Raw genomic sequence first — 19,718 nt, forward strand, 5'->3', positions numbered from 1 at the left:
GGTCAGCCCACCTGCTCCAGCACGGTCACCACGCAGGCGTTGCCGTCGATCCCTGCCGTTCCGCCGCCCATGGTCTCCACCGCGCCAAGGCGGGCATCGGCCACCTGGCGGTCGGCCGCCATGCCCCGAAGCTGCCAGACGATTTCCGCGATCTGAGCCAAACCCGTGGCTCCCAGCGGGTGACCCCGCGACAAGAGCCCACCCGACGGGTTGACCGGCTGGGGGCCGCCCAACGAAGTATGGCCCGACTCCACGAGTCGCCCGCCTTCGCCCAATTCGCACAGCCCCAAGGCCTCAGTGGTGATGATCTCGCCGATGGTGAAGGCATCATGGACTTCGAACACGTCGATGTCTTCCACGCTCACCCCGGCCTCTTCATAGGCCCGGGCCGCCGTGTCGGCCACGATGTCCCAGCCCCACACCTTGTCGGTGGTGTGGTCCCACAACCGTCCTGAGCGCAGTGCGCTGGAGCGGATGGCTACCTCCTGGGAGGGCTCACCAGACCCACCCAGCGGCCCCACCACCGCAGCTGCCGCAGCATCGGCGATGGAGCAGCACTGAAAAAGGGTGATCGGATCGGCCACCATGCGGCTGCTCAGCACCTGCTTGAGGGTGACGGTCTTGCGGTGTTGGGCTCGGGGGTTGCCCACCGCGTGGCGACGGTTCTTCACCGCCACCGCAGCCATCTGCTCGCTGGTTACCCCGAATTCATATTGGTACCTGGTTGCCGACATGCCGTAGATGCTGGGCATGGCATAGCCCTGGGCCCCGTCGGGATCGGAGGCAATGGGGCTGATGGCCCCCTCGAAGTGGGATGTCATGGTCTCGATGCCGAAAGCCAATACCCGCTCGAAGCGGCCAGTGTCCACCGCCATGCGGGCTTCATGAAACGCTGAAGTCCCGCTGGCACAGGCGTTCTCGATGGTGATGACCGGAACCTCCACTATGCCGATCTGCTGGAGGCTGCGGGTAACGGTGCCAGGATCACCGAACACCGAGCCGGCGTACACCGCCTCGATGTCTGTGGCCTTCAATCCGGCGTCATCGAGCGCTTCTGTCGTCGCCTGCCACGCCAACCGGGGGCCGCCCAGAGAGGTCTGCTTGCCGAATGCCGAGGTCCCCACCCCCCAAATGGCTGCGCTCCGACCGGTCATGGCCCGCACCTCTCCACTACCGGGTCGCCGTGGCCATTCCAGCCCGACAGCACCACTCGGCTGCCGGGAACCAGGGCCTCATCGGGGCCCACCACATGGGCCAGAATGCGGGGGCCGTCATCCATGTCTACATAGGCCAACGTAAATGGCGGAGTCCGTCCCGGCACAGGAATCCTCAGCACCGTCGAGCTGAATACCGTGCCCCGTGGGCCGAAGGTGGCAGCCTCCATGGAGTCATGACCGCATACTGGGCATCGGGGCGGCGTCGTGGTCATGGGATGGCGGCAATTCGGACACCGGCTGCCAGCCAACTCGACATGGCCATTGCTGAGTACCAACTCGGGCCGAGGATCCGACCCCGCTCGCTCTGGCGGGGTTGTAGACACGGTAGGCACCGGCCAAATGTACCAACAGACATCTTCCACCCTGCATTCGCCTTCTGTGTCGGGCCATCGTTTTACAGCCACCAACCCAGCCGCCTACGCTGCGGGCCGTATCTCGCACAAGGGGGCATAAATGGGCATCGAAGGACTGCGATTCGTCATCACCGGATCGGCGACCGGAATCGGAGCGGCCACCGCCCGGGTGGCGGCCAGCAAGGGCGCCAAAGTGATGGTGTCCGACCTCAACGACGAGCAGGGTCAGGCGGTCGCCGACGAGATCAACGCATCTGGGGGCACTGCGGCCTACCAGCACTGCGATGTGACCGATACCGGCCAGGTTGAAGCGCTGATGGCGGCCGCTGCCGAGGCTCTCGGCGGCATCGACGTGCTGCACAACAACGCCGGCATCCACGAGAGCGGGTTAGCCCCCGCCGACCAGTGCAATTTGGAGCAGATGTCCCTCGATGTGTTCAGGAAGGTGGTGGAGGTCAACGCCGTCGCCCCGTGGATCTGCTCGAAGGCTGCCCTCCCCTACCTCAAAGAGAGCGACTGGCCATCGATCGTCAACGCGGCCTCCACCGGCGCCCAGTCGGCCTATCCGAACAACGCGGCCTACGGCACCTCCAAGGGCGGTATCCGGCTGCAAACCCAGAACCTGGCGGTGGATTTGGCCCCGATGGGGATCAGGGTCAATTGCTATGGCCCCACCGCCATCGCCACCGACATGGTCACCGACTTCGTGAAGCAGGCCGACGACCCGGCGGCGTTCGAGAAGGCGCTCATCAACACCTCGCTCATCCCCCGCTTGGGACTTCCCTCGGAGGTGGGCGAGCTGGTGTGCTTCTTGGCCAGCCGAGAGGCCGGCTTCATCAACGGCGCGTACATTTTGATCGACGGTGGCTCGCTTGCATGGCGAGGCACGGTAGAGCAACTGGGAATGGAGTAATCCAATGGCAGACAAGCAAGCGGTAACCGAGCTTTTGAACCACGCGGGAGTGGCCTACGACGTGGGCGACAGCGACTTCCTCATCGGGATGTTCGCCCCCGACAATCCGGTGTTCGCGATGACCATCGCCGGCGGCGACCCGATCACCTTTGAGGGGTCGGAAGCCATCGCCGGGCTGTTCAGCGGGGCGATGGAAGAGCAGACCGACCAGCGCCGCCACGTGGTGACCAACCTCTACTTCGAGAACGAGACCGAGGACTCCATCACCGCAATCAGCTATCTGGTGCTCATCACCGTGGAGAACGGCCAGCTAAGCGTCCTCTCCAGCGGCGTGTACACCGATGACTGCGTGCAGGTGGGCGACGACTGGAAGATCCAAAAGCGCTTCTTGGCTCTCGACCTGCCCTACTAGGCGGGGTCAGCCACAAGCGGCCATGAACATCGGTACCGCTCTCTAGAAAGGAGCCGAAGATGAACATCGGCCAGATTCCCGCCAAGTGGGCCCGGCAGACGCCGAACCGCGAGGCGATCATCGACTCCACCACCGGCCAGCGGGTCACGTTCGCGGCCTTCGACGAGCACGTTCGCCGGTTGGCCAACGGGCTGATTGGCCTGGGCCTGGAAAAGGGCGACCGGGTCGGCATATTGAGCCAGAACTCGGTGGAGTACGCCGCGCTGTACTTCGCGTGCGGACGCTCCGGTCTGGTGGCCCAGCCCATGAACTGGCGGCTATCGGCCCCTGAGCTGGCCAAGATCGTCAACAACGGCGAGCCCCGGGCCTACATCACTCAGGGCGCATACGCCGCCGAGTCGGCCGAGCTGGCCGGCTTGGTGAGCTCGGTGGAGCACTGGCTCCAGTACGGCGAAGGCGGCGACGGCTCCTATGAAGAGCTGGTGGCCTCATCGTCGGACGCTGAGCCCGAGGGATCGTCCGACATTGGCGACACCGACCCGCTGTTCATCCTCTACACCGGGGGCACCACCGGTGAGTCCAAGGGCGCCCTGCACTCTCACCGCAGCGTCTACTTCGGGATGCTCAACCAGACGGTGGCCGAGCGCATCGTCCCCACCGACGTGTACATGCTCACCGGGCAGATGTTCCACATTCCGGTGGTGCTGGCCATGAACTACCTGGCCCACGGCTGCCCGTTGGTGCTGATGAACTTCGACGCCAAATTGGCCCTGGAGCTGATCCAATCCGAGAAGGTCTCGGCCTTTTTGGGCGTCACCACCATGTTGAACTGGATGATGGCGGTGGAGGGGTTCGACGACTACGACATCTCCAGCCTGCGCAACATCCAGTACGGCGGCGGTCCCATGCCGTCGCGGGTCATCACCGAAGCCATGGACAAGTTCCCCTGCACCCTCATCCAGGGCTATGGCCAGACCGAGGGCACCACCATGTGCTTCTTGGCCCAGGAGGACCACATCCGGGCCATCCGCGACGACCACCGACCAGAGCGGCTGCGGTCGTGCGGCCGGGAGGGGTTCGTGACATCGGTGCGGGTGGTCGACCCCGACGGCAACGACGTGCCCTGCGACGGCAAGACGCCCGGCCAGATCATCGTGCGGTCCGAGGCCAACATGCTGGGCTACTTCCGCCGCCCCGACCTCACCGCCGACACCATCAAAGACGGCTGGATGTGGACCGGCGACATCGCCACCTGGGACGACGAGCGGTACGTGTTCATCGTCGACCGGGCCAAAGACATGATCATCTCCGGCGGCGAGAACATCTACTCGGTACAGGTCGAGGAGGCCATCGCCACCCACCAGGCGGTGCTGGAAACCGCGGTGATCGGTGTGCCCGACGACACTTGGGGCGAGTCGGTCATGGCCTACGTGGTGCTCAAGCCGGGCATGACGGCCACCGAGGACGAGATCATCGACGCCGCCCGCCGGAACCTGGCCTCCTACCAGAAGCCCCGTTCGGTGGCCTTTGTGGACGAGCTGCCTAAGGCCCCCACCGGAAAGATCCTCAAGCGGGTGCTACGCGACCCCCACTGGGCCGACGAGGAGCGCCAAGTTTGATTCCGGCGGCGGATCCCATACAGCCGCCAGCCAGAACACATCCCTACGGCAGCACCCGGACGATCTGGATGTGCCGATCAGGATCGAACAGCAGTTCAGCCAAGGCTTTCACGTCTTCGAGCCCGATGTTCTCCAGCTCCTCAATGAGCCGCCTGGGCGTGGGCAGCTCGTCATCGCTGGCGTAGACCCGGCGAAGCAGCACGTTGGTGAGGTCGCCGTTGTCAATCAGCTCATAGTCGTCGCCCACCACAGCACGAGCCTGTTCGAACTCTTCTGCATTGATCACTCCCAGTTGCATCCCGGCCAGAATTCGGGCCACCTCAGCCTCGATCCTGGGCATACGCTCAGGATCGCCCGAAGCGAAGACTTCACTGCTGATCCTGGGCTCTGGGGTAAAGCTGAGGCCCATCGACACACTCACGACGTAGGAGTCGCCCAAGTCTTCTCGGACGTCATCGACCAGACGGTCGTCCAGAATCACATCGAGCAAGTCGACGGCCACTTGCGTGGCGGGGTTCACCTCTATGGGGGCCTCGTAGTAATAGGTCGCCGAGGTGGATTGGATATCCGGGCCCAGCACGACTTCACGGCGCACGATGCCGGGAGGCTCAGGTGCTCGGCGGTTCACGTAGCTGTCGGGTTCCCCGGCGGGAAGAGTCCCCACATAGGTCCGAGCCATTTGCTCCACAACGTCGCGATCTACGTCGCCCACCACCACCACCACGAGGTCGTCCACCCCGCCGAAGCGCCGCTGGTACAGGTCGAAGAGACCTTCAGGGGTAAGCGAGTCCAACCTTTCCTGGGAGGGAACCAGGTTGAACCAACCGAATGACTCACTGTGACGGGCTTCGAGATAGGCCAACGCCTCTTGCCAATCGGGATCGGAGAGCGACAGCGAGACGATGATGTCGCCGACATTGGCCGCCTCGCCAAAGGCCTGATCATCCACCCGGGGTGCGGTCATGTACAGGTGCATGAGCTGGAACATCGTCTCCACGGCTTCGGTGTCGGATACCCCCGAAATTCCTTCTGTGGTCTCGGAGATGTAGGGCCGCACTTGGGCGTTGCGATCGTCCAGGAAGCGGGAAATCTGCGCCGGGCTCAGCTCGCCCAGCCCACTGTTGCCCACCGCCCGGGTAGCCAGGTACTGGGCAAGAGGCCGGTCGCCTTCGGAAAGGGCTGACCAACCTCCCCAGGAGATGGCGTCCAGACCGACTTCGTTCTCTGAAATATCGGAGTAGGCGTACATGACCCGGGCCCCGTTGGCGAATGTCCACTCATAGGCATCATCGAGTTCATCGACGATTGCCTCTATCGGCCCCTCGCTCACCGGATCGACCGGATCGGGCGTAGCCAACAACTCGGTCGCCTCCCCGGTCTGGGCCGGCAATTCGCCCGGCGCGGCCGCCTCCAGGGCAGCCCTCATCTCCTCGACCGAGGGAACCTGCGAAGGATCAGCGCCCACCGCGATCAGGATCAGCCCGCTTTCAGCCAAGATCTCCCGATAGCGTTCGGTGAGATCGTCGACCTGGAGTTCATTGAGCAGGGCATCGACCCTCGCCGCAGTGTCTTCCACCCTTCCGATATCGGTGCCTCCCAAGAAGTGCGCCGTATATCGATCGGCGCGTTGGCGATCCTGGAAGGTGGGTTCAGCTTCTATCGCTGATTCCAAGTCAGCCCTGATCGCTCTGGCTGCTCGTTCCAGATCGGTATCGCTGAAGCCATGCTGTTCAAGGCTCAGCAGCAAAGACCAATAGTCGGTGAGGGCGGCTGAGAAGTCGTCGGCCCGGAGGTTGGTGCCGTAGTACCGCAAACCCCGGGTATGGGCGAACGACGTCCAGTGGGTCGGGTCGATCTGCGACAAAAAGCCCTGCTCGTAGCCGTCCTGCAAGCGGTTTTCCACCATGATGCTGATGATCTGTTCGATCCACAGTTGGCGGTCGCCTTCAATGGTGTTGGGATCCCAAGACGGCAGACGGATGTCCAGGGAGAGATAGGAATAAGACTGCTCCGGAGAGGTGGCGGTATCGAAGGTCGCTTCCGGATTCAACGCCGACCAATTGTCGACCACAGGGGGATCATCCCCGGCCGGAATGTGGCAGAAGTACTCCTCCACCAAGTCTTCAAGCGTGTCTCGGGGCAGGTCGCCTACCGCCACCACCGCCATATTGGAGGGCACGTACCACGTCTCATAGAAGGCCCGTAGGTCCTCCGCGGTGGTTGCCTCGATGTTCTCCGCCGTCCCACCGGGCGAGCGTCCTTCATAAGGGGTGCCCTGGCCGTACATCCGGTCGAACACGTCGAAAATAATGCCTCGGCCGGACTCGTCCCTCAGGCGGTATTCGTCCCGGACAATCCCCCGCTCTTCCTCCACGTCATCGGGGTCGATGGTGGCGGCATGGGCCCATTGAGACAGTACGTCGAAGGCGGTCGCCACCGAGTCTTCCTCCTCGTCGATAACTAGGTCGAGCATGTAGACCGTTTCGTCGTAAGAGGTATAGGCGTTGATGTCGGGGCCGAACTCCACCCCGATGTCTTGCAGGGCATTGGTGATCTCGTTGCCCGGATACTTCTCAGTGCCGTTGAACAGCATGTGTTCGAGGAAGTGGGCGAAGTTGGCCCCCGCGAACGGCTCATTGAACGATCCGGCGTTGACCACCAGCCGCAGAGACAGGGCACCGCCCGGGCTGTCGTTGGACCGCACGTAGTAGGTGAATCCGTTGTCCAGCATGCCGATCTTCACGTCGGGATCCACCGGTAGCAATCCCTCATCGGCTGCGGGGCCGTCGTCTCCGGCTGTCTGACACCCGTCATCTGCTTGCGGGGTCTCAGGCTGAGCTACTTCTCCTGCATCTTCATCAGCCTCAGCCGTCGCAGTGGGCTCAGCAGTGGGCTCAGCGGTGGCTTCCGCGGTTGCCTCCGCAGTCGGCACCGCCTCGTCGGCGGCCGTGTCTTCGCCCGTGTCGATCTGCCCGGTTACCGGAATATGCGATTCGCTGTCCGAGCAGGCGGCCGCGATCAGGGCCGCGCTGAACAACAGGATTAGGAGCTTCTTCATGCCCGCCTCTGGTGGTCAGTCTTCATTACGGCTCAACAGAGCCCGTGGCCGAACACAGTACTGATCTCCAGTGACACAACCCACACCACACGGCGATAAGCCCCAGCGTAACAGGGCGATTAGTGCTGGCTGTAGCAGATCTCCACAATGGCCGGCTCGGAGACGGCGTCACCCTCCAGCTCACCGACGATGCGGCCTTCATGCAGCACCAGCACCCGGTGGCACACGCCGACCAACTCAGAGAATTCGGAAGAAATGAACACCACCGCCTTCCCCTCGGCGGCCAGCTCCTCCATGATGTCGTAGATCTCCTCTTTGCCGTCCACGTCTACCCCGATGGTCGGCTCGTCGAAGATCAAAACGTCGGCGCCTTGCTCCAACCACTTGGCGATCACCACCTTCTGCTGATTGCCGCCGGACAGGAGGCGCACCAGCTGGCGGTCGTGGGGAGTGGCAATGCTCAGGCGGCCGATCCGGCGGTCGGCTGCTTGCTTCTCCGACCGTCCCGACGGGGCCGGTACCCGAGGGCGAATCCGGTGGCGGTCCAGGGAGGCCAGCGTGATGTTGTTGCGCACGCTGAAGTCCATGATGTTGCCCTGGGTTTTCCGGTCTTCGGGCAAAAAGGCCAAGCCAGCCGCCATGGACTCGGACGGGTGGTTGCCGTGGATCTCGCGGCCATGAACCCGCACTGTGCCGTCTTGACGATGATCGGCACCAAAGACTGCTCGAACCAACTCTGTACGCCCACTACCCATCAACCCGCCAAGGCCCAGGATCTCGCCCTTTCGCACATCGAACGTGCAACCGTGTACGCCGGTGTCGGCGGTCACTCTTTCCGCTTCCAACACTGCCTCCGTGTCGGGGCGTCCACCTACCCCCCGGCTGGCTCTTCGCTCGGTCGCCGTTTGAGCATGCTCGTGGCCGGTGATGTGGGTGATCAGCGAGGCGCGATCCAACGACGTGGTGGGCTCGTCGGCGACCAGCTCGCCATTGCGCATCACGATCACCCGCTCGGTCAGCTCAAAGATCTCCTCCAGTCGGTGCGACACGTACACCACGGTGATTCCGTCATCTCGCAATCGCCGCACGACGGCGAACAGGTGTTCAATCTCCTCATCGGTAAGCGAAGCGCTGGGCTCGTCCAGCACCAAGAGCTGAGCCTGTTGGGCCAAACCGCGAGCAATCATCACCAGACGCTGCTTGGCCACGCTCAAATCCCCCACGGGCTCGCGGGGGTCGATGTCGGCTTCCAGCCGGGCGATCGGCTCAGCGGCCAGGCGGTACAGCTCGGCCCAGTCCACAAACAGTCCCATCTTGCGGGGATAGCCCAAGCCCATCATCACGTTCTCGGCCACCGATAGGTCGCCGACGTCCTGCAAGTCCTGGTGAACGAAGGCCAGCCCGGCGTCGGTGGCATCGTGGGGACGGTGCAACTCCAGTGGCTCGCCGTTCAGCTGCAAATGGCCCTCGTCGGCGTGTTCAGCCCCCGCGATGATCTTGATGAGCGTGCTCTTGCCCGCTCCGTTTTTGCCCACCAGTCCGACGATCTGGCCGGCCTCCAGCGATACGGTCACATCGTCGACCGCTAGCACGCCCGGGTAGCGCTTGGTGACATCAGAGACTTCGAGCAGAGGTGCCGACTCCGCCAGCGGTGTCGCGGTCATCGCCGGGAAGCGCCAATGCGTGTGAACGCCATCGCCAACAACAGGATGCAGCCCTTGGCTATATCCCGGACGCCGGTGCTGTAACCCTCCAAGATCAGCCCTCTGTCAACAGCCTGCAGAAAGATCACGCCTAGCACGGTTCCCGGCACGTTGAACAGGGTCCGCTTTGAGGCGGCCGCTCCCAAAAAGGCTGCGGCATAGGCTCCAAGGAGCGTTGAGAAACCGCTGTCTGCCACCGACGAAGCAGTTCTTGCCGTCGAAGTGACCGCAGCAAACAACGCCATAAAGCCAACGGCAGAAAACCCAAGGGCTCGTAGAGCTTTGACGTTTATACCTGATAACCGTGCTGCTTCAGGGTTCCCGCCGATTGCATACATGTAGCGCCCAGCCTCAGTCTTGGCCATGAGAAGCCACATGAGAATGGCCAGCCCTGCGGCTATCCATACCGGTGTATGCAACTCCAACCATGGATCCGGCCTGCCGACTCCGAAGTCTCGGTAGATGGCAGGCAGGTCTTTTGCGCCAGTGATGTTGCGACCATCAGCAGCCTCATATCTGGTTCCGATCAATATCAGGCCGGTGGCAAGAGTTGTGATGAATGAGGGCATCCCTGCATAAGAGACAAGGAGGCCGTTCACTGAACCTGCGATCAGGCAAAACAGCAAGCCCATCAATACGGCAAGCAACCAAGACCAGTCATGGTTGACAATGAGAATGACCACAATGGCCCCGGCCGCCGATTGGATTCCGGTTACCGACAAGTCAAAATCGCCCATGGCCAAGACGACAGTGAGGCCCAGAGCCAACATCAGCAACGGAGAGGCCAGGTTGAGACTGGTTCGGATCCCGTCGATCTCCACAAACCGGTCGTTGAGAATGGCGAAAATCAGGATGCTGGCCAGCAGCGTGATGATCACCCCAAAGCGTGAGATGACCTTCAGCAGGTCAAAATCCTGAAGCCTGCCACTTGACCCTGGTGAAGGGGCCTGGATTGAATCCATTTCAGACACGTCTAGAGCCTCCTAAGGCCAAAGTAGCAGGTAGTACGCGATGGGGCCGGTGGCAGACATAGCTGCCACCGGCCCCATCGGATGTAGTCACCTACACCAAGAGTGCAAGTTCAGACCCTCAGCCGCAGTTGGCGACTCCGCTGAATTGGCCGCACCACTTGTTGCGGAAGTACTCCTCATAGTCACCGGGGGGATCCGGTGCAGGAACCTCGGTGCTGTCGGCTGGCATGGCATTGACGGTGTCAATGGTGACCACCTGCCGTACCGAGAAGATCCGACCGTCGTAGCTCGGGGCCCGCTCCTGGCTCGGCTCTTCGCCAAAGACCAGCATCTGAGCCACGGCATCCACCTGGGCCCAACTCTGCCACTCCAGCTTCTCGTCCACCGCAGCATCTACCCGACCGTCGCGGATGTCGTTGACCGTGGTTGGATTGGCGTAGAAAGTGACCAACAGCGGTCGGTCTGGATCGTCGCCGTCGGGATACAGGGCACCAATTGCCGACGCAGCACCGATGGAGGCCACCGAGAAATTGATCCATACAGCGTCGACATCGTCATACTGCTGCAACTTGGTGGTCACATCTGCTTCGGTACCAGCAACCAGGTTGGCGAAGTCGCCTTCCCATTGGTCGACAACCGTGATTCCAGTCCCCTCGATAACCGAGTTGAGTCCGGTAATGCGCTTGTCGCTCCACGCGGTGGGCACCGTCTGCACGATGATGTTGCCCCCGTCAGGAAGCTGCTCAATCAAGTAGTTGGCGAGTTGCACGCCGAGGTCGGTGTCGTCGGAGGCATAGCTAGCGATGTAGAAATCGCGGGGATCCACCTCGCCGCCAGCTGACAGCACCGGCACGCCCTCGGCCTGGGCCCGCTCAAGCACGTCGGTAATGAACGCCTCGGGAATGCCGTCGGTGAGCATCACGTCGATGTCAGCATCGAGCAGCTGGTTGCCGCACACCGGCATCTGCGCCGGGTCACCGGCGGCATCGCAGGTCTCGTATCCCCAGCCGAGGAAGTCCACCGCTTCTTTCGCGGCATCCTCGATGCGCTTGCCGGCCTCGTCGGCGTAGATCCACTGGAGATACCCGATTGTGATGTCGGGCAGCTCGGGAGCCATCTCCTCAGTGGGCTCGGGTTCAGGAGCCGGAGCCTCAGTGGGTGCCTCAGTCGGCGCCGGGGCCGGAGCCTCCGTAGCCGGGGCAGGCGCTGGCTCTGCGGCGTCGTCGTCATCGTTGCCGCACGCGGCGGCAATCAACGTCAACGCCAGAAGTGCTGCCAGCAGCTTCCACAAAGAGCGTTTCATAGTTGTCCCCTCTCTGGACGATTCAGCATCTGTCCAATGTATGAGGCTCCAATAGTAGGAAACCCGTATAACCGCCACCAAAGTTCAACATCAATTTCCTAGATGCCTACTCGCTTTCCACCGGATCGAACTCCACATGGAGTTCCGCCGGGGCCCGAAGGAACACGCCCACCTCTTTGGCCTCGAATCCGTCGGCCAACCGGAGGTTCTCGGTGCGGTCCAGAACGATGTTGAGCGCGGCCTCGATCTCGGCCTTGGCCAGATAGGAGCCCACGCAGTGGTGCCGGCCAAAGCAGAACGTGGTGTGCTCGGCGTTGGCCGCGAAGGCGCTGGACGCCGGGAGGTCCTGGCGGTTGATGTCGAACAGCTCGGGATCGGTGTGGGTGTACTTGCGCTCGTCCCGGTTGGCCGCCCCGATGATGCCGGTCACCGTGGCTCCCGCAGGGATGGTGCCGGTGCCCGAGGGCAGCTCGGCTTCCTCGTGGGGCAGGCGCTGGATCCAGTGGGCCGGCGGGCTGTAGCGCAAGGTCTCGGCCACCGCCATGGTCACCATGGAACGGTCGTTGCGCACCTGCTCGAGCTGGTCGGGGTGCTCCAGCAGGTTCTTGAACAGGCTGGCAATGGCCTTGTCGGTGGTCTCTCCCCCCGCGGTGAGCAGCAGGCTGGTGAACGACTTGACTTCGATGTCCGACAAGCCGCTGCCGTCGATCTCGGCGGTGACCAGGTTCGACAGGAGATCGCTGCCGGGGTTGCGGCGCCGCTCGGCGATCACCGGCATCAGGTAGTCCTGAAACTCCACCCGGGTTTGCTCGCCCTCGGCAATGATGTCGGGGTCCTGGTTGATGTTCGACACGAACCGGTTGATCGACTCGTACCAGTCCTGGAATTTGGGATGGTCCTCGTCGGGCAGGCCCAGCATGGCCACGATCACCTTGATGGGCAGATACCGCGACAGCCCCTCCACCAGATCGCAGCTCCCGTCGGCGATCCACTGGTCGATCATTGAGCGAGCCTGGGCCTCGATCATGGGCATGAAGTCGGCCTCCAGCAATGCCCCCCTAAAGAAGGGGGCCACCAGGTTGCGGTAGCGGGAGTGCTCGGCCCCGTGCTTGGACAACAGCGTCGGCCCGTGAGCTGGCTCGATCATCCACTCGTACATGTCGGTGCTGAAATCCGGGTTCTTGAACACGTGCTCTACATCGGCGTAGCGGCTCACGAACCAGGTGTCGGACGCCTCATCGTGAAAGCACGGGTAATCGTCCCGGTAAACCCGGTACACCTCGTAGCGATCCTCGTCGGAGCTCAGCAGATCAGGTGGTGCCATGGCGGCACTCTAGCCAGGAGGGACCGTCCCCCACCGAGACGGGATCGGTCGACTACCGCGTGCAGATCACCGAGGAGCCGTGGCCGAACATGCCGTGGTTGATCGACAGGCCCACTCGGGCGCCCTCCACTTGGCGGTGGCCGGCCTCGCCCCGGAGCTGCCACACCATCTCGCACACCTGGGCAATGGCCTGGGCCGGAACGGCCTCGCCGAAGGCGCCCAGCCCGCCCGACGGGTTCACCGGTATGCGCCCGCCCAGGGCGGTATCGCCCGCTCGCAGCAGCTTGGCGGCCTCGCCCCGCTCGCACAGGCCGATGTGCTCGTACCAATCGAGCTCGTAGGCCGATGACAGGTCGTACACTTCGGCGAAGTCCAGGTCTTCGGGGGACACCGAGGCCTCCTCGTAGGCCCGGCCCGCAATGTTGTCCTTGAACGTCATGGTCTCGTCGCCGGCCGCGGCCCACGAGTCCGACGCCAGATAAGGCAGCTCGATCACGCTGTTGGGATAGGTGGGGCTCACCGTGGAGATGCCCGACACCCGCACCGGGTCGGTCACGCCCCGACTGGCGGCCCACTCCAGGCTCGACACCACCAGCGCGGCGCCCCCGTCGGAGGTGGCACATATCTCCAGCAGGCGCAGCGGATCGGCCACCATCGGGGAGTTGGCGATGTCGTCGACGTCGTACTCCTTGGTGTAGCGGGCGTTGGGGTTGAACACCCCGTGGCGGGAGTTCTTGACCTTCACCGCGGCGAAGTCCTCGGGCGTGTCGCCGTACAGCTCCATACGCCGCCGGGCATAGAGCGCGAAGTATGTGGGGTTGGTGGCGCCTACCAAATGGAACCGGAGCCAGTCGGGGTCTTCGTGGCGCTCCCCGGCGTTGGGGGCGAAGAACCCTTTGGGTGTCGTCTCAGCCCCTACCACCAGGGCCACGTCGCACACCCCCGACAGGATCTGGGCCCGGGCGATGCTCAGGGCCGTGGCTCCCGAGGCGCAGGCCGCATAGGAGCTGGCTAGCTGGCAGCCGGTGAATCCCAGCGCGTTGGCGAACGTGGAACCCGACACGTAGCCGGGGTAACCGCACCGCACGCTGTTGGCCCCCGACACGAACTGGATCTCCTCCCAGTCCACCTCGGCGTCGGCCAGGGCGTCGCGGGCCGCCTTCACGCCGTACTCGGTGAAGTTGCGGCCCCATTTGCCCCAGGGGTGCATGCCCACACCCAAAATGGCGATGTCATCCATCACTGTTCTCCGTTTTCACTCATACCGACCGGTGCCCACTTCCACACCAGGTAGTCGTGCTCCTCATCGGAGTAGAGCACATCGATCACCAACTCCATCTCCATACCCACCGAAAGATCCCCTGCCGAAACGCCATCCACCACCTGCCCCAGCACCACCAGACGCTCATCGGCCAACTCCACCGCCGCAATCACGTAGGGCTCAAACTCATCACCAGGAATCACATAAGGCGCCGGCGGCGCATACTCACCAGTAGTAAACGACCACAACCGCCCAGTACGACTAAGCAGCACCTCATCAATCTCCTCCCCCAAACAAGCCGGATCAGACCCAGCTAAGGCTTTAGGAAAAAAATAAGACCCCCGCCTCCGACCCCTGCCCCCAATAAGCCGAGGCTCGTCGGTATCGAGCGTAAACAGCCCTTCAACAGCAGGAACCTGCGTCCGAATACTCACACCAAAACCTTATGGCGTCCGACCGGCAGGTGGCACCCCCAAGGGCGGTGGGTGGCGCCGGTGGCGGACCTGGCCGCACCGACGGCCAGGCCGGCCTCCGGCGACAGGACCCGCCGCCCGGACGCGCGCCGCGCCCCGCCCGGACGCGCGCTTAACGGTTAAGCATCCCCCCATCCACCACCATGGTGTCGCCCGACACCCAACGGGCCTCGTCGCTACACAGCCACACCGCGGCCTCAGCCACCTCCACCGGCAGCCCCAAACGCCCGCCGGGCATCATCTGAATGACCGCCTCGGCCATCTCCGGGCTCGACTCCCGCCACGACGCCACCATCGGGGTGTCGATCATGCCCGGGCAAATGGCGTTGACCCGAATGCCCTTGTTGTTGAGCTCATCGGACGCGTAGGTGGTAAGCCCCAGCACGCCTCGCTTGGCCGCGGTGTAATGGGGCTGTCCGGGAGCGGGAATCAGCGCCGCCCCCGACGCGGTATTGACGATAGCTCCGCCGCCCTGGGCCAGCATCTGGATGATCTCGTGCTTCATGCACAGAAACACCGAGGTCAGGTTGATGGCGATCATCTCATCCCATTGCTCGAGCGTGAGCTCGTGGAACAGCCGGGAGGGATGGGTGATGCCCGCGTTGTTGAAGGCGTAGTCGAGCTGGCCGAACGCCGACACCGTGGACGCCACCAGGGCGGCCACTTGGTCTTCGTCGGTTACATCCGTGGCGAAGAACTGGGCTTGACCTCCTTCGGCCTCCACCAGTGCCACCGTCTCGGCCCCGCCCTCGGTATTGCGGTCGGCCACCGCGACGCTCGCCCCCCTGCGGGCGAACAGCACCGCGGCCGCTTGGCCGATCCCGCTGGCGCCCCCGGTCACCAAAGCCACTTTGCCTTCCATGGTGTTTTTCATGCCCATCTGCCTTCTAATGCCGTTGTTACGAGCACATAAGGTAGGCGACCGCGCAACGGAAACTGAAAGGACAGCAATGAGCATCTCATCTTGGGACGATTTCCCGGTTCACCAGTCCCCCGACTGGATCCGCCACGTGGCCACCACCGACCGCAACTTCTACGACCGTTACTACTTCAACCTGCACAGCTCCAGCGGCGAGCTCTTTGCCATCTTCGGAATGGGGCAATATCCGAACCTGGGCGTCCACGACGCTTTCTGCTGCGTCGCACGGGGTGCCAAGCAGCACGTAGTACGGGCGTCTCGGCCGCTCACCGACCGCATGGACCAGACGGTCGGCCCCATTCGCATCGAAGTGATCGAGCCGCTCAAGAAGCTACGGGTCATCGTGGAGCCCAGCGAGCACACCATTGCCATGGACGTCACCTGGCATGCGGCCATCCGGCCCATTGCCGAGCCCAACCAGCACATCCGCAATGAGGGCCGCGTGGTGTTCAACACCCAGCGCTTTGCCCAGCTCGGCCGCTGGGAGGGCACCCTGTCGGTGGGCGGCGAGGATTTCCAGGTAACCCCCGACAAGTGGGGGGGCGCCCGCGACCGCTCGTGGGGCATCCGCCCAGTGGGCGAGGCCGAGTCGGACGGCATCCGCGAGGGTTCCAATGTCATGGCTGGCATGTGGAACTACTTTCCGATGCTGTTCGACGACCACGCCGTGCTCTATTTGAACCACGAGCAGCCCGATGGAAGCCGGAAACTGGTTGAGGCCAAGCGCATTTGGGCCGACGGGCGTCCCGACGAGGAATTGGGCCGGCCCGAGCACGACCACACCTTCGAGTCCGGCACCCGGGTGTTGTCTCACTCCACCATTTCCTTCCCCGAATCGGGCCTGGAGATCGACTGCGAGCCCCTGTTGGTGAACTACGTGTCGGTGGGCACCGGCTACGGCATGGACGCCGACTGGCGCCACGGCATGTACCAGGGCCCCGAACTGGTGGTTCAGGGCAAGGTGTACGACGTTGATACTGAGGTCAAGCCCATCGGCCAATACGGAGTGGTGGACCACGTTGCCCGCTTTAGCTATGAGGGCAAGGAGGGCTTCGGCCTCTACGAGCACGGCTTCTTCGGCCCGTTCCCCGACTACGGCCTGAGCGACGGGGCTGCCGTGGCCCCGTAGATGGCGAGAGCGCCGGTAAGCTAGACCACCGTGTCAGTGCCGACCGCGCGCTCAGTAACCCCTCCCCCTAACAGCCTGGTAGCTCTAGAGAACCCCGACGAGTTCCAAGCCCGCCACATCGGCCCTGCTCCCGAAGACCAGGCCGCCATGCTGGCCGAGCTGGGTTTCGACAGCCTGGAGGGGTTGGTGGACGCCGCCGTTCCGTCCAACATCCGCTCCAACAGCCCTTTGGAGCTGCCGCCGGGGATGAGTGAGGCGGCCACCACCGAGGCGCTGCGGGCACTCGCCGACCGCAACACGGTGGCCACCTCGCTGATCGGCATGGGCTACTACGACACCATCACCCCAGCGGTGATCCGCCGCAATGTGCTGGAAAACCCGGCCTGGTACACCGCCTACACCCCCTACCAACCGGAGATCTCCCAGGGCCGTTTGGAGGCCCTGATCAACTTCCAGACCATGGTTTCGGACCTGTGTGCCATGGGCATGGCCAACGCCTCGTTGCTGGACGAGGGCACCGCGGCGGCCGAGGCCATGACGCTGTTACGGCGGCTCAACCGCAAAGCCCCCGACGACCGGTTCATCGTCGACGCCGACACCCACCCCCAGACCATCGACGTGGTAGCCACCCGGGCGGAACCGCTGGGCATTGAAGTGGTGGTGGCCGACCTTGAGCAGGCCAACATCGAGGAGCTCGCCGACGGGGCGTTCGGAATACTGGTGTCGTACCCCGGAAGCTCGGGGCGCATCGGCGACCTGAGCGGGATCATCGCCGCGGCCCACAACGTGAACGCCCTGGTAGCGGTGGCCACCGACCTGTTGGCGCTGTGCCTTTTGACCCCGCCCGGCGAGCTGGGGGCCGATGTGGTGGTGGGATCGTCGCAGCGGTTCGGGGTGCCCCTGGGCTTCGGCGGCCCCCACGCCGGGTTCATCGCGGTGCCGGAGTCGGCCATGCGGTCGCTGCCCGGCCGCCTGGCCGGCGTGTCCATCGACGATGCCGGGGCGGTGGCCTACCGGTTGACCCTCCAGACCCGAGAGCAGCACATCCGCCGGGAGCGGGCCACCAGCAATATCTGCACCGCCCAGGTGCTGCTGGCGGTGATGGCCGCCATGTACGCCGTCTACCACGGCCCCGAGGGGTTGGCCCGCATCGCCCGGCGGGTTCACCGCCTGACGGCCATCGCGGCCGCCCGCCTGGTGCAGTCCGGCTACGAACTGGCCGCTGAGCACTTCTTCGACACGGTCACCGTACGAGTGCCGGGTCGAGCCGCCGAGGTCATGGCCGCCGCTGTGGCCGAGGGGCTGAATCTGCGGCCGGTGGACGACGACACCGTGGGATTCTCGCTGGATGAGACCACCACCCGGGCCACGGTGGCCGCCCTGTGGCGGGCCTTCGGCATCGCGGCCGACATCGGAGACTTCGACGCCCTCGATGCCGAGATCCCCGATGCCCTCCCCGTCGACGCCCTTCCTCCCGACAGCATTCGGGCCAGCGACTATCTGACCCACCCGACCTTCCACCGCTACCACAGCGAAACCGAGATGCTGCGCTATCTGCGCCACTTGGCCTCCAAGGATCTGGCGTTGGACCGCACCATGATCCCGCTGGGGTCGTGCACCATGAAGCTCAATGCCACCACCCAGATGGAGCCGGTGAGCTGGCCCGAGTTCGCGGCAATTCATCCGTTCGCCCCGTCGGAGCAGACCGAGGGCTACCGGGCGATGATCGCTGAGCTAGAGGAGATGCTGGTGACCATCACCGGCTACGCCGCCGTGTCGCTCCAGCCCAATGCCGGCTCTCAGGGGGAGCTCGCCGGGCTGTTGGCTATCCGGGGCTATCACGCCGCCCGGGGCGAGACCCAGCGGAACATCTGCCTGATCCCCGCCTCGGCCCACGGAACCAACGCAGCCAGCGCGGTCATGGCCGGCATGAAGGTTGTGGTGGTCAAGTGCGACGACGACGGCAACGTGGACATGGACGACCTGAAGGCCAGAGTGGTCGAGCACGGCGACGTGCTCAGCGCCCTGATGATCACCTATCCGTCCACCCACGGCGTGTACGAGGCCACCGTGACCGAGGTGTGCGACCTGATCCACTCCTACGGAGGGCAGGTGTATCTGGACGGGGCCAACCTGAATGCCCTGGTGGGAGTGGCCCAGCCCGGCCAGTTCGGCGCCGACGTGTCCCACCTGAACCTCCACAAGACGTTCTGCATCCCCCACGGCGGCGGCGGGCCGGGGGTGGGCCCGGTGGCGGTCGGAGAGCACTTGGCCCCCTATTTGCCCAACCACCCGGTGGTGGCCGACGCCGGGCCTGCCACCGGGGTGGGCGCAGTCTCGGCCGCTCCCTGGGGATCGGCCGGAATCCTGCCCATCTCCTGGGCCTACATCGCCGCCATGGGCGCCGAGGGGCTGACCAAAGCCACCGGGGTGGCCCTGCTCAGCGCCAACTACCTGGCTGCCCGCCTCGACGGCCTGTTTCCCGTGCTCTACACCGGCGAGAACGGCTTGGTGGCCCACGAGTGCATCATCGATGTGCGCCCGCTGCACGCCCAGACCGGAGTCACCGTGGAAGACGTGGCCAAGCGGCTGATCGACTTCGGCTTCCATGCCCCCACCGTGTCGTTCCCGGTGGCCGGCACCCTGATGGTCGAGCCCACCGAGTCGGAGTCCAAGGCGGAGCTCGACCGCTTCGTGGCCGCGATGACCGCCATCAGAGCCGAAATCGACCAGGTGGCCGACGGGCTGATCGCCATGGACGACAGCCCATTGCGCCGTGCCCCCCACACCGCGGCAGCCATCGCCGACGACGGCTGGGATCGCCCCTACAGCCGGGAGCAAGCCGTTTTCGCCCTTCCCGAAGTGGTGGAACGCAAGTACTGGCCTCCGGTCGGCCGCATCGACGGCGCCCACGGCGACAAGAACGTGTTCTGCGCCTGCCCGCCAATCGAGGACCTTCAAGCCCTCGACGACTGAAGCCCGCCGAAGGCCGGTCGTTTCGCCCATTTCCCCACTGGCCCACTAGTTTGCGGGGGCTGCGCGACTTTGCAGCCCAAGATCCAG

15 protein-coding genes are annotated in these 19,718 nt (G+C 64.1%); 5 read left to right on the top strand and 10 right to left on the bottom strand.

What is annotated here, in order from left to right; translation table 11 throughout:
* Positions 1 to 2: 2 nt before the first annotated feature.
* Together ACOGJC_RS15885 and ACOGJC_RS15890 are read right to left on the bottom strand one after the other, a co-directional pair.
* A complete protein-coding gene (locus ACOGJC_RS15885; RefSeq protein WP_419845971.1) occupies positions 3 to 1,154 on the bottom strand; it encodes a thiolase family protein in 1,152 nt (383 codons plus the stop codon).
* Entirely contained in the window at positions 1,151 to 1,384 is a 234-nt protein-coding gene (locus tag ACOGJC_RS15890) for a Zn-ribbon domain-containing OB-fold protein (RefSeq protein WP_419845972.1), read from the bottom strand. Before ACOGJC_RS15890 ends, ACOGJC_RS15885 begins: the two co-directional genes overlap by 4 nt.
* A gap of 286 nt (positions 1,385 to 1,670) precedes the next feature.
* Here ACOGJC_RS15890 and ACOGJC_RS15895 point away from each other — a divergent pair, with 286 nt between their 5' ends.
* From ACOGJC_RS15895 to ACOGJC_RS15905, 3 genes are read left to right on the top strand one after another with little or no spacing between them, the layout of a single operon-like run.
* A complete protein-coding gene (locus ACOGJC_RS15895; protein WP_419845973.1) occupies positions 1,671 to 2,483 on the top strand; it encodes an SDR family NAD(P)-dependent oxidoreductase in 813 nt (270 codons plus the stop codon).
* Positions 2,484 to 2,487: 4 nt separating this feature from the next.
* Positions 2,488 to 2,895, top strand: a complete 408-nt coding sequence (locus ACOGJC_RS15900) for a nuclear transport factor 2 family protein (protein WP_419845974.1) — start codon at positions 2,488 to 2,490, stop codon at positions 2,893 to 2,895.
* 59 nt (positions 2,896 to 2,954) lie between these two features.
* Positions 2,955 to 4,514, top strand: coding sequence for an AMP-binding protein (locus ACOGJC_RS15905; RefSeq protein ID WP_419845975.1), 1,560 nt, complete (start codon positions 2,955 to 2,957; stop codon positions 4,512 to 4,514).
* Positions 4,515 to 4,557: 43 nt separating this feature from the next.
* On the opposite strand, the gene ACOGJC_RS15910 is transcribed toward ACOGJC_RS15905, so the two are convergent.
* The 8 genes from ACOGJC_RS15910 to ACOGJC_RS15945 form a co-directional block, all read right to left on the bottom strand.
* Positions 4,558 to 7,572 carry a M16 family metallopeptidase gene (locus ACOGJC_RS15910; protein WP_419845976.1) on the bottom strand — a complete coding sequence of 1,005 codons (3,015 nt, stop codon included), beginning with the start codon at positions 7,570 to 7,572 and terminating at the stop codon, positions 4,558 to 4,560.
* A 119-nt stretch (positions 7,573 to 7,691) separates the two neighbouring features.
* Entirely contained in the window at positions 7,692 to 9,236 is a 1,545-nt protein-coding gene (locus ACOGJC_RS15915; protein ID WP_419845977.1) for a sugar ABC transporter ATP-binding protein, read from the bottom strand.
* Positions 9,233 to 10,237 carry an ABC transporter permease gene (locus ACOGJC_RS15920; RefSeq protein ID WP_419848254.1) on the bottom strand — a complete coding sequence of 335 codons (1,005 nt, stop codon included), beginning with the start codon at positions 10,235 to 10,237 and terminating at the stop codon, positions 9,233 to 9,235. Before ACOGJC_RS15920 ends, ACOGJC_RS15915 begins: the two co-directional genes overlap by 4 nt.
* Before the next feature lie 127 nt (positions 10,238 to 10,364).
* Positions 10,365 to 11,549 (bottom strand): sugar ABC transporter substrate-binding protein, encoded by a 1,185-nt coding sequence (locus ACOGJC_RS15925; protein WP_419845978.1) that lies wholly within the window; start codon positions 11,547 to 11,549, stop codon positions 10,365 to 10,367.
* 106 nt (positions 11,550 to 11,655) lie between these two features.
* Positions 11,656 to 12,873: a cytochrome P450 gene (locus ACOGJC_RS15930; RefSeq protein WP_419845979.1), complete on the bottom strand. Its 1,218-nt coding sequence runs from the start codon at positions 12,871 to 12,873 to the stop codon at positions 11,656 to 11,658.
* Between the two features lie 52 nt (positions 12,874 to 12,925).
* Positions 12,926 to 14,113, bottom strand: a complete 1,188-nt coding sequence (locus ACOGJC_RS15935; protein ID WP_419845980.1) for a lipid-transfer protein — start codon at positions 14,111 to 14,113, stop codon at positions 12,926 to 12,928.
* Complete coding sequence (locus ACOGJC_RS15940) at positions 14,113 to 14,427, bottom strand: Zn-ribbon domain-containing OB-fold protein (RefSeq protein ID WP_419845981.1); 315 nt, start codon at positions 14,425 to 14,427, stop codon at positions 14,113 to 14,115. Before ACOGJC_RS15940 ends, ACOGJC_RS15935 begins: the two co-directional genes overlap by 1 nt.
* A 292-nt stretch (positions 14,428 to 14,719) precedes the next feature.
* Positions 14,720 to 15,481, bottom strand: a complete 762-nt coding sequence (locus ACOGJC_RS15945) for an SDR family NAD(P)-dependent oxidoreductase (protein WP_419845982.1) — start codon at positions 15,479 to 15,481, stop codon at positions 14,720 to 14,722.
* Between the two features lie 76 nt (positions 15,482 to 15,557).
* On the opposite strand from ACOGJC_RS15945, the gene ACOGJC_RS15950 reads away from it, so the two are divergent.
* The gene (locus tag ACOGJC_RS15950; RefSeq protein ID WP_419845983.1) at positions 15,558 to 16,655 is read left to right on the top strand and encodes a hypothetical protein; all 1,098 of its coding nucleotides are present in this window, start codon (positions 15,558 to 15,560) and stop codon (positions 16,653 to 16,655) included.
* A gap of 30 nt (positions 16,656 to 16,685) precedes the next feature.
* Positions 16,686 to 19,631, top strand: coding sequence for an aminomethyl-transferring glycine dehydrogenase (gene gcvP / locus ACOGJC_RS15955; protein WP_419845984.1), 2,946 nt, complete (start codon positions 16,686 to 16,688; stop codon positions 19,629 to 19,631).
* Positions 19,632 to 19,718 lie beyond the last annotated feature (87 nt).

The sequence above is a fragment of the Candidatus Poriferisocius sp. genome (genome assembly GCF_965204015.1).
In the GTDB taxonomy this organism is placed as follows: domain Bacteria; phylum Actinomycetota; class Acidimicrobiia; order Acidimicrobiales; family Bin134; genus Poriferisocius.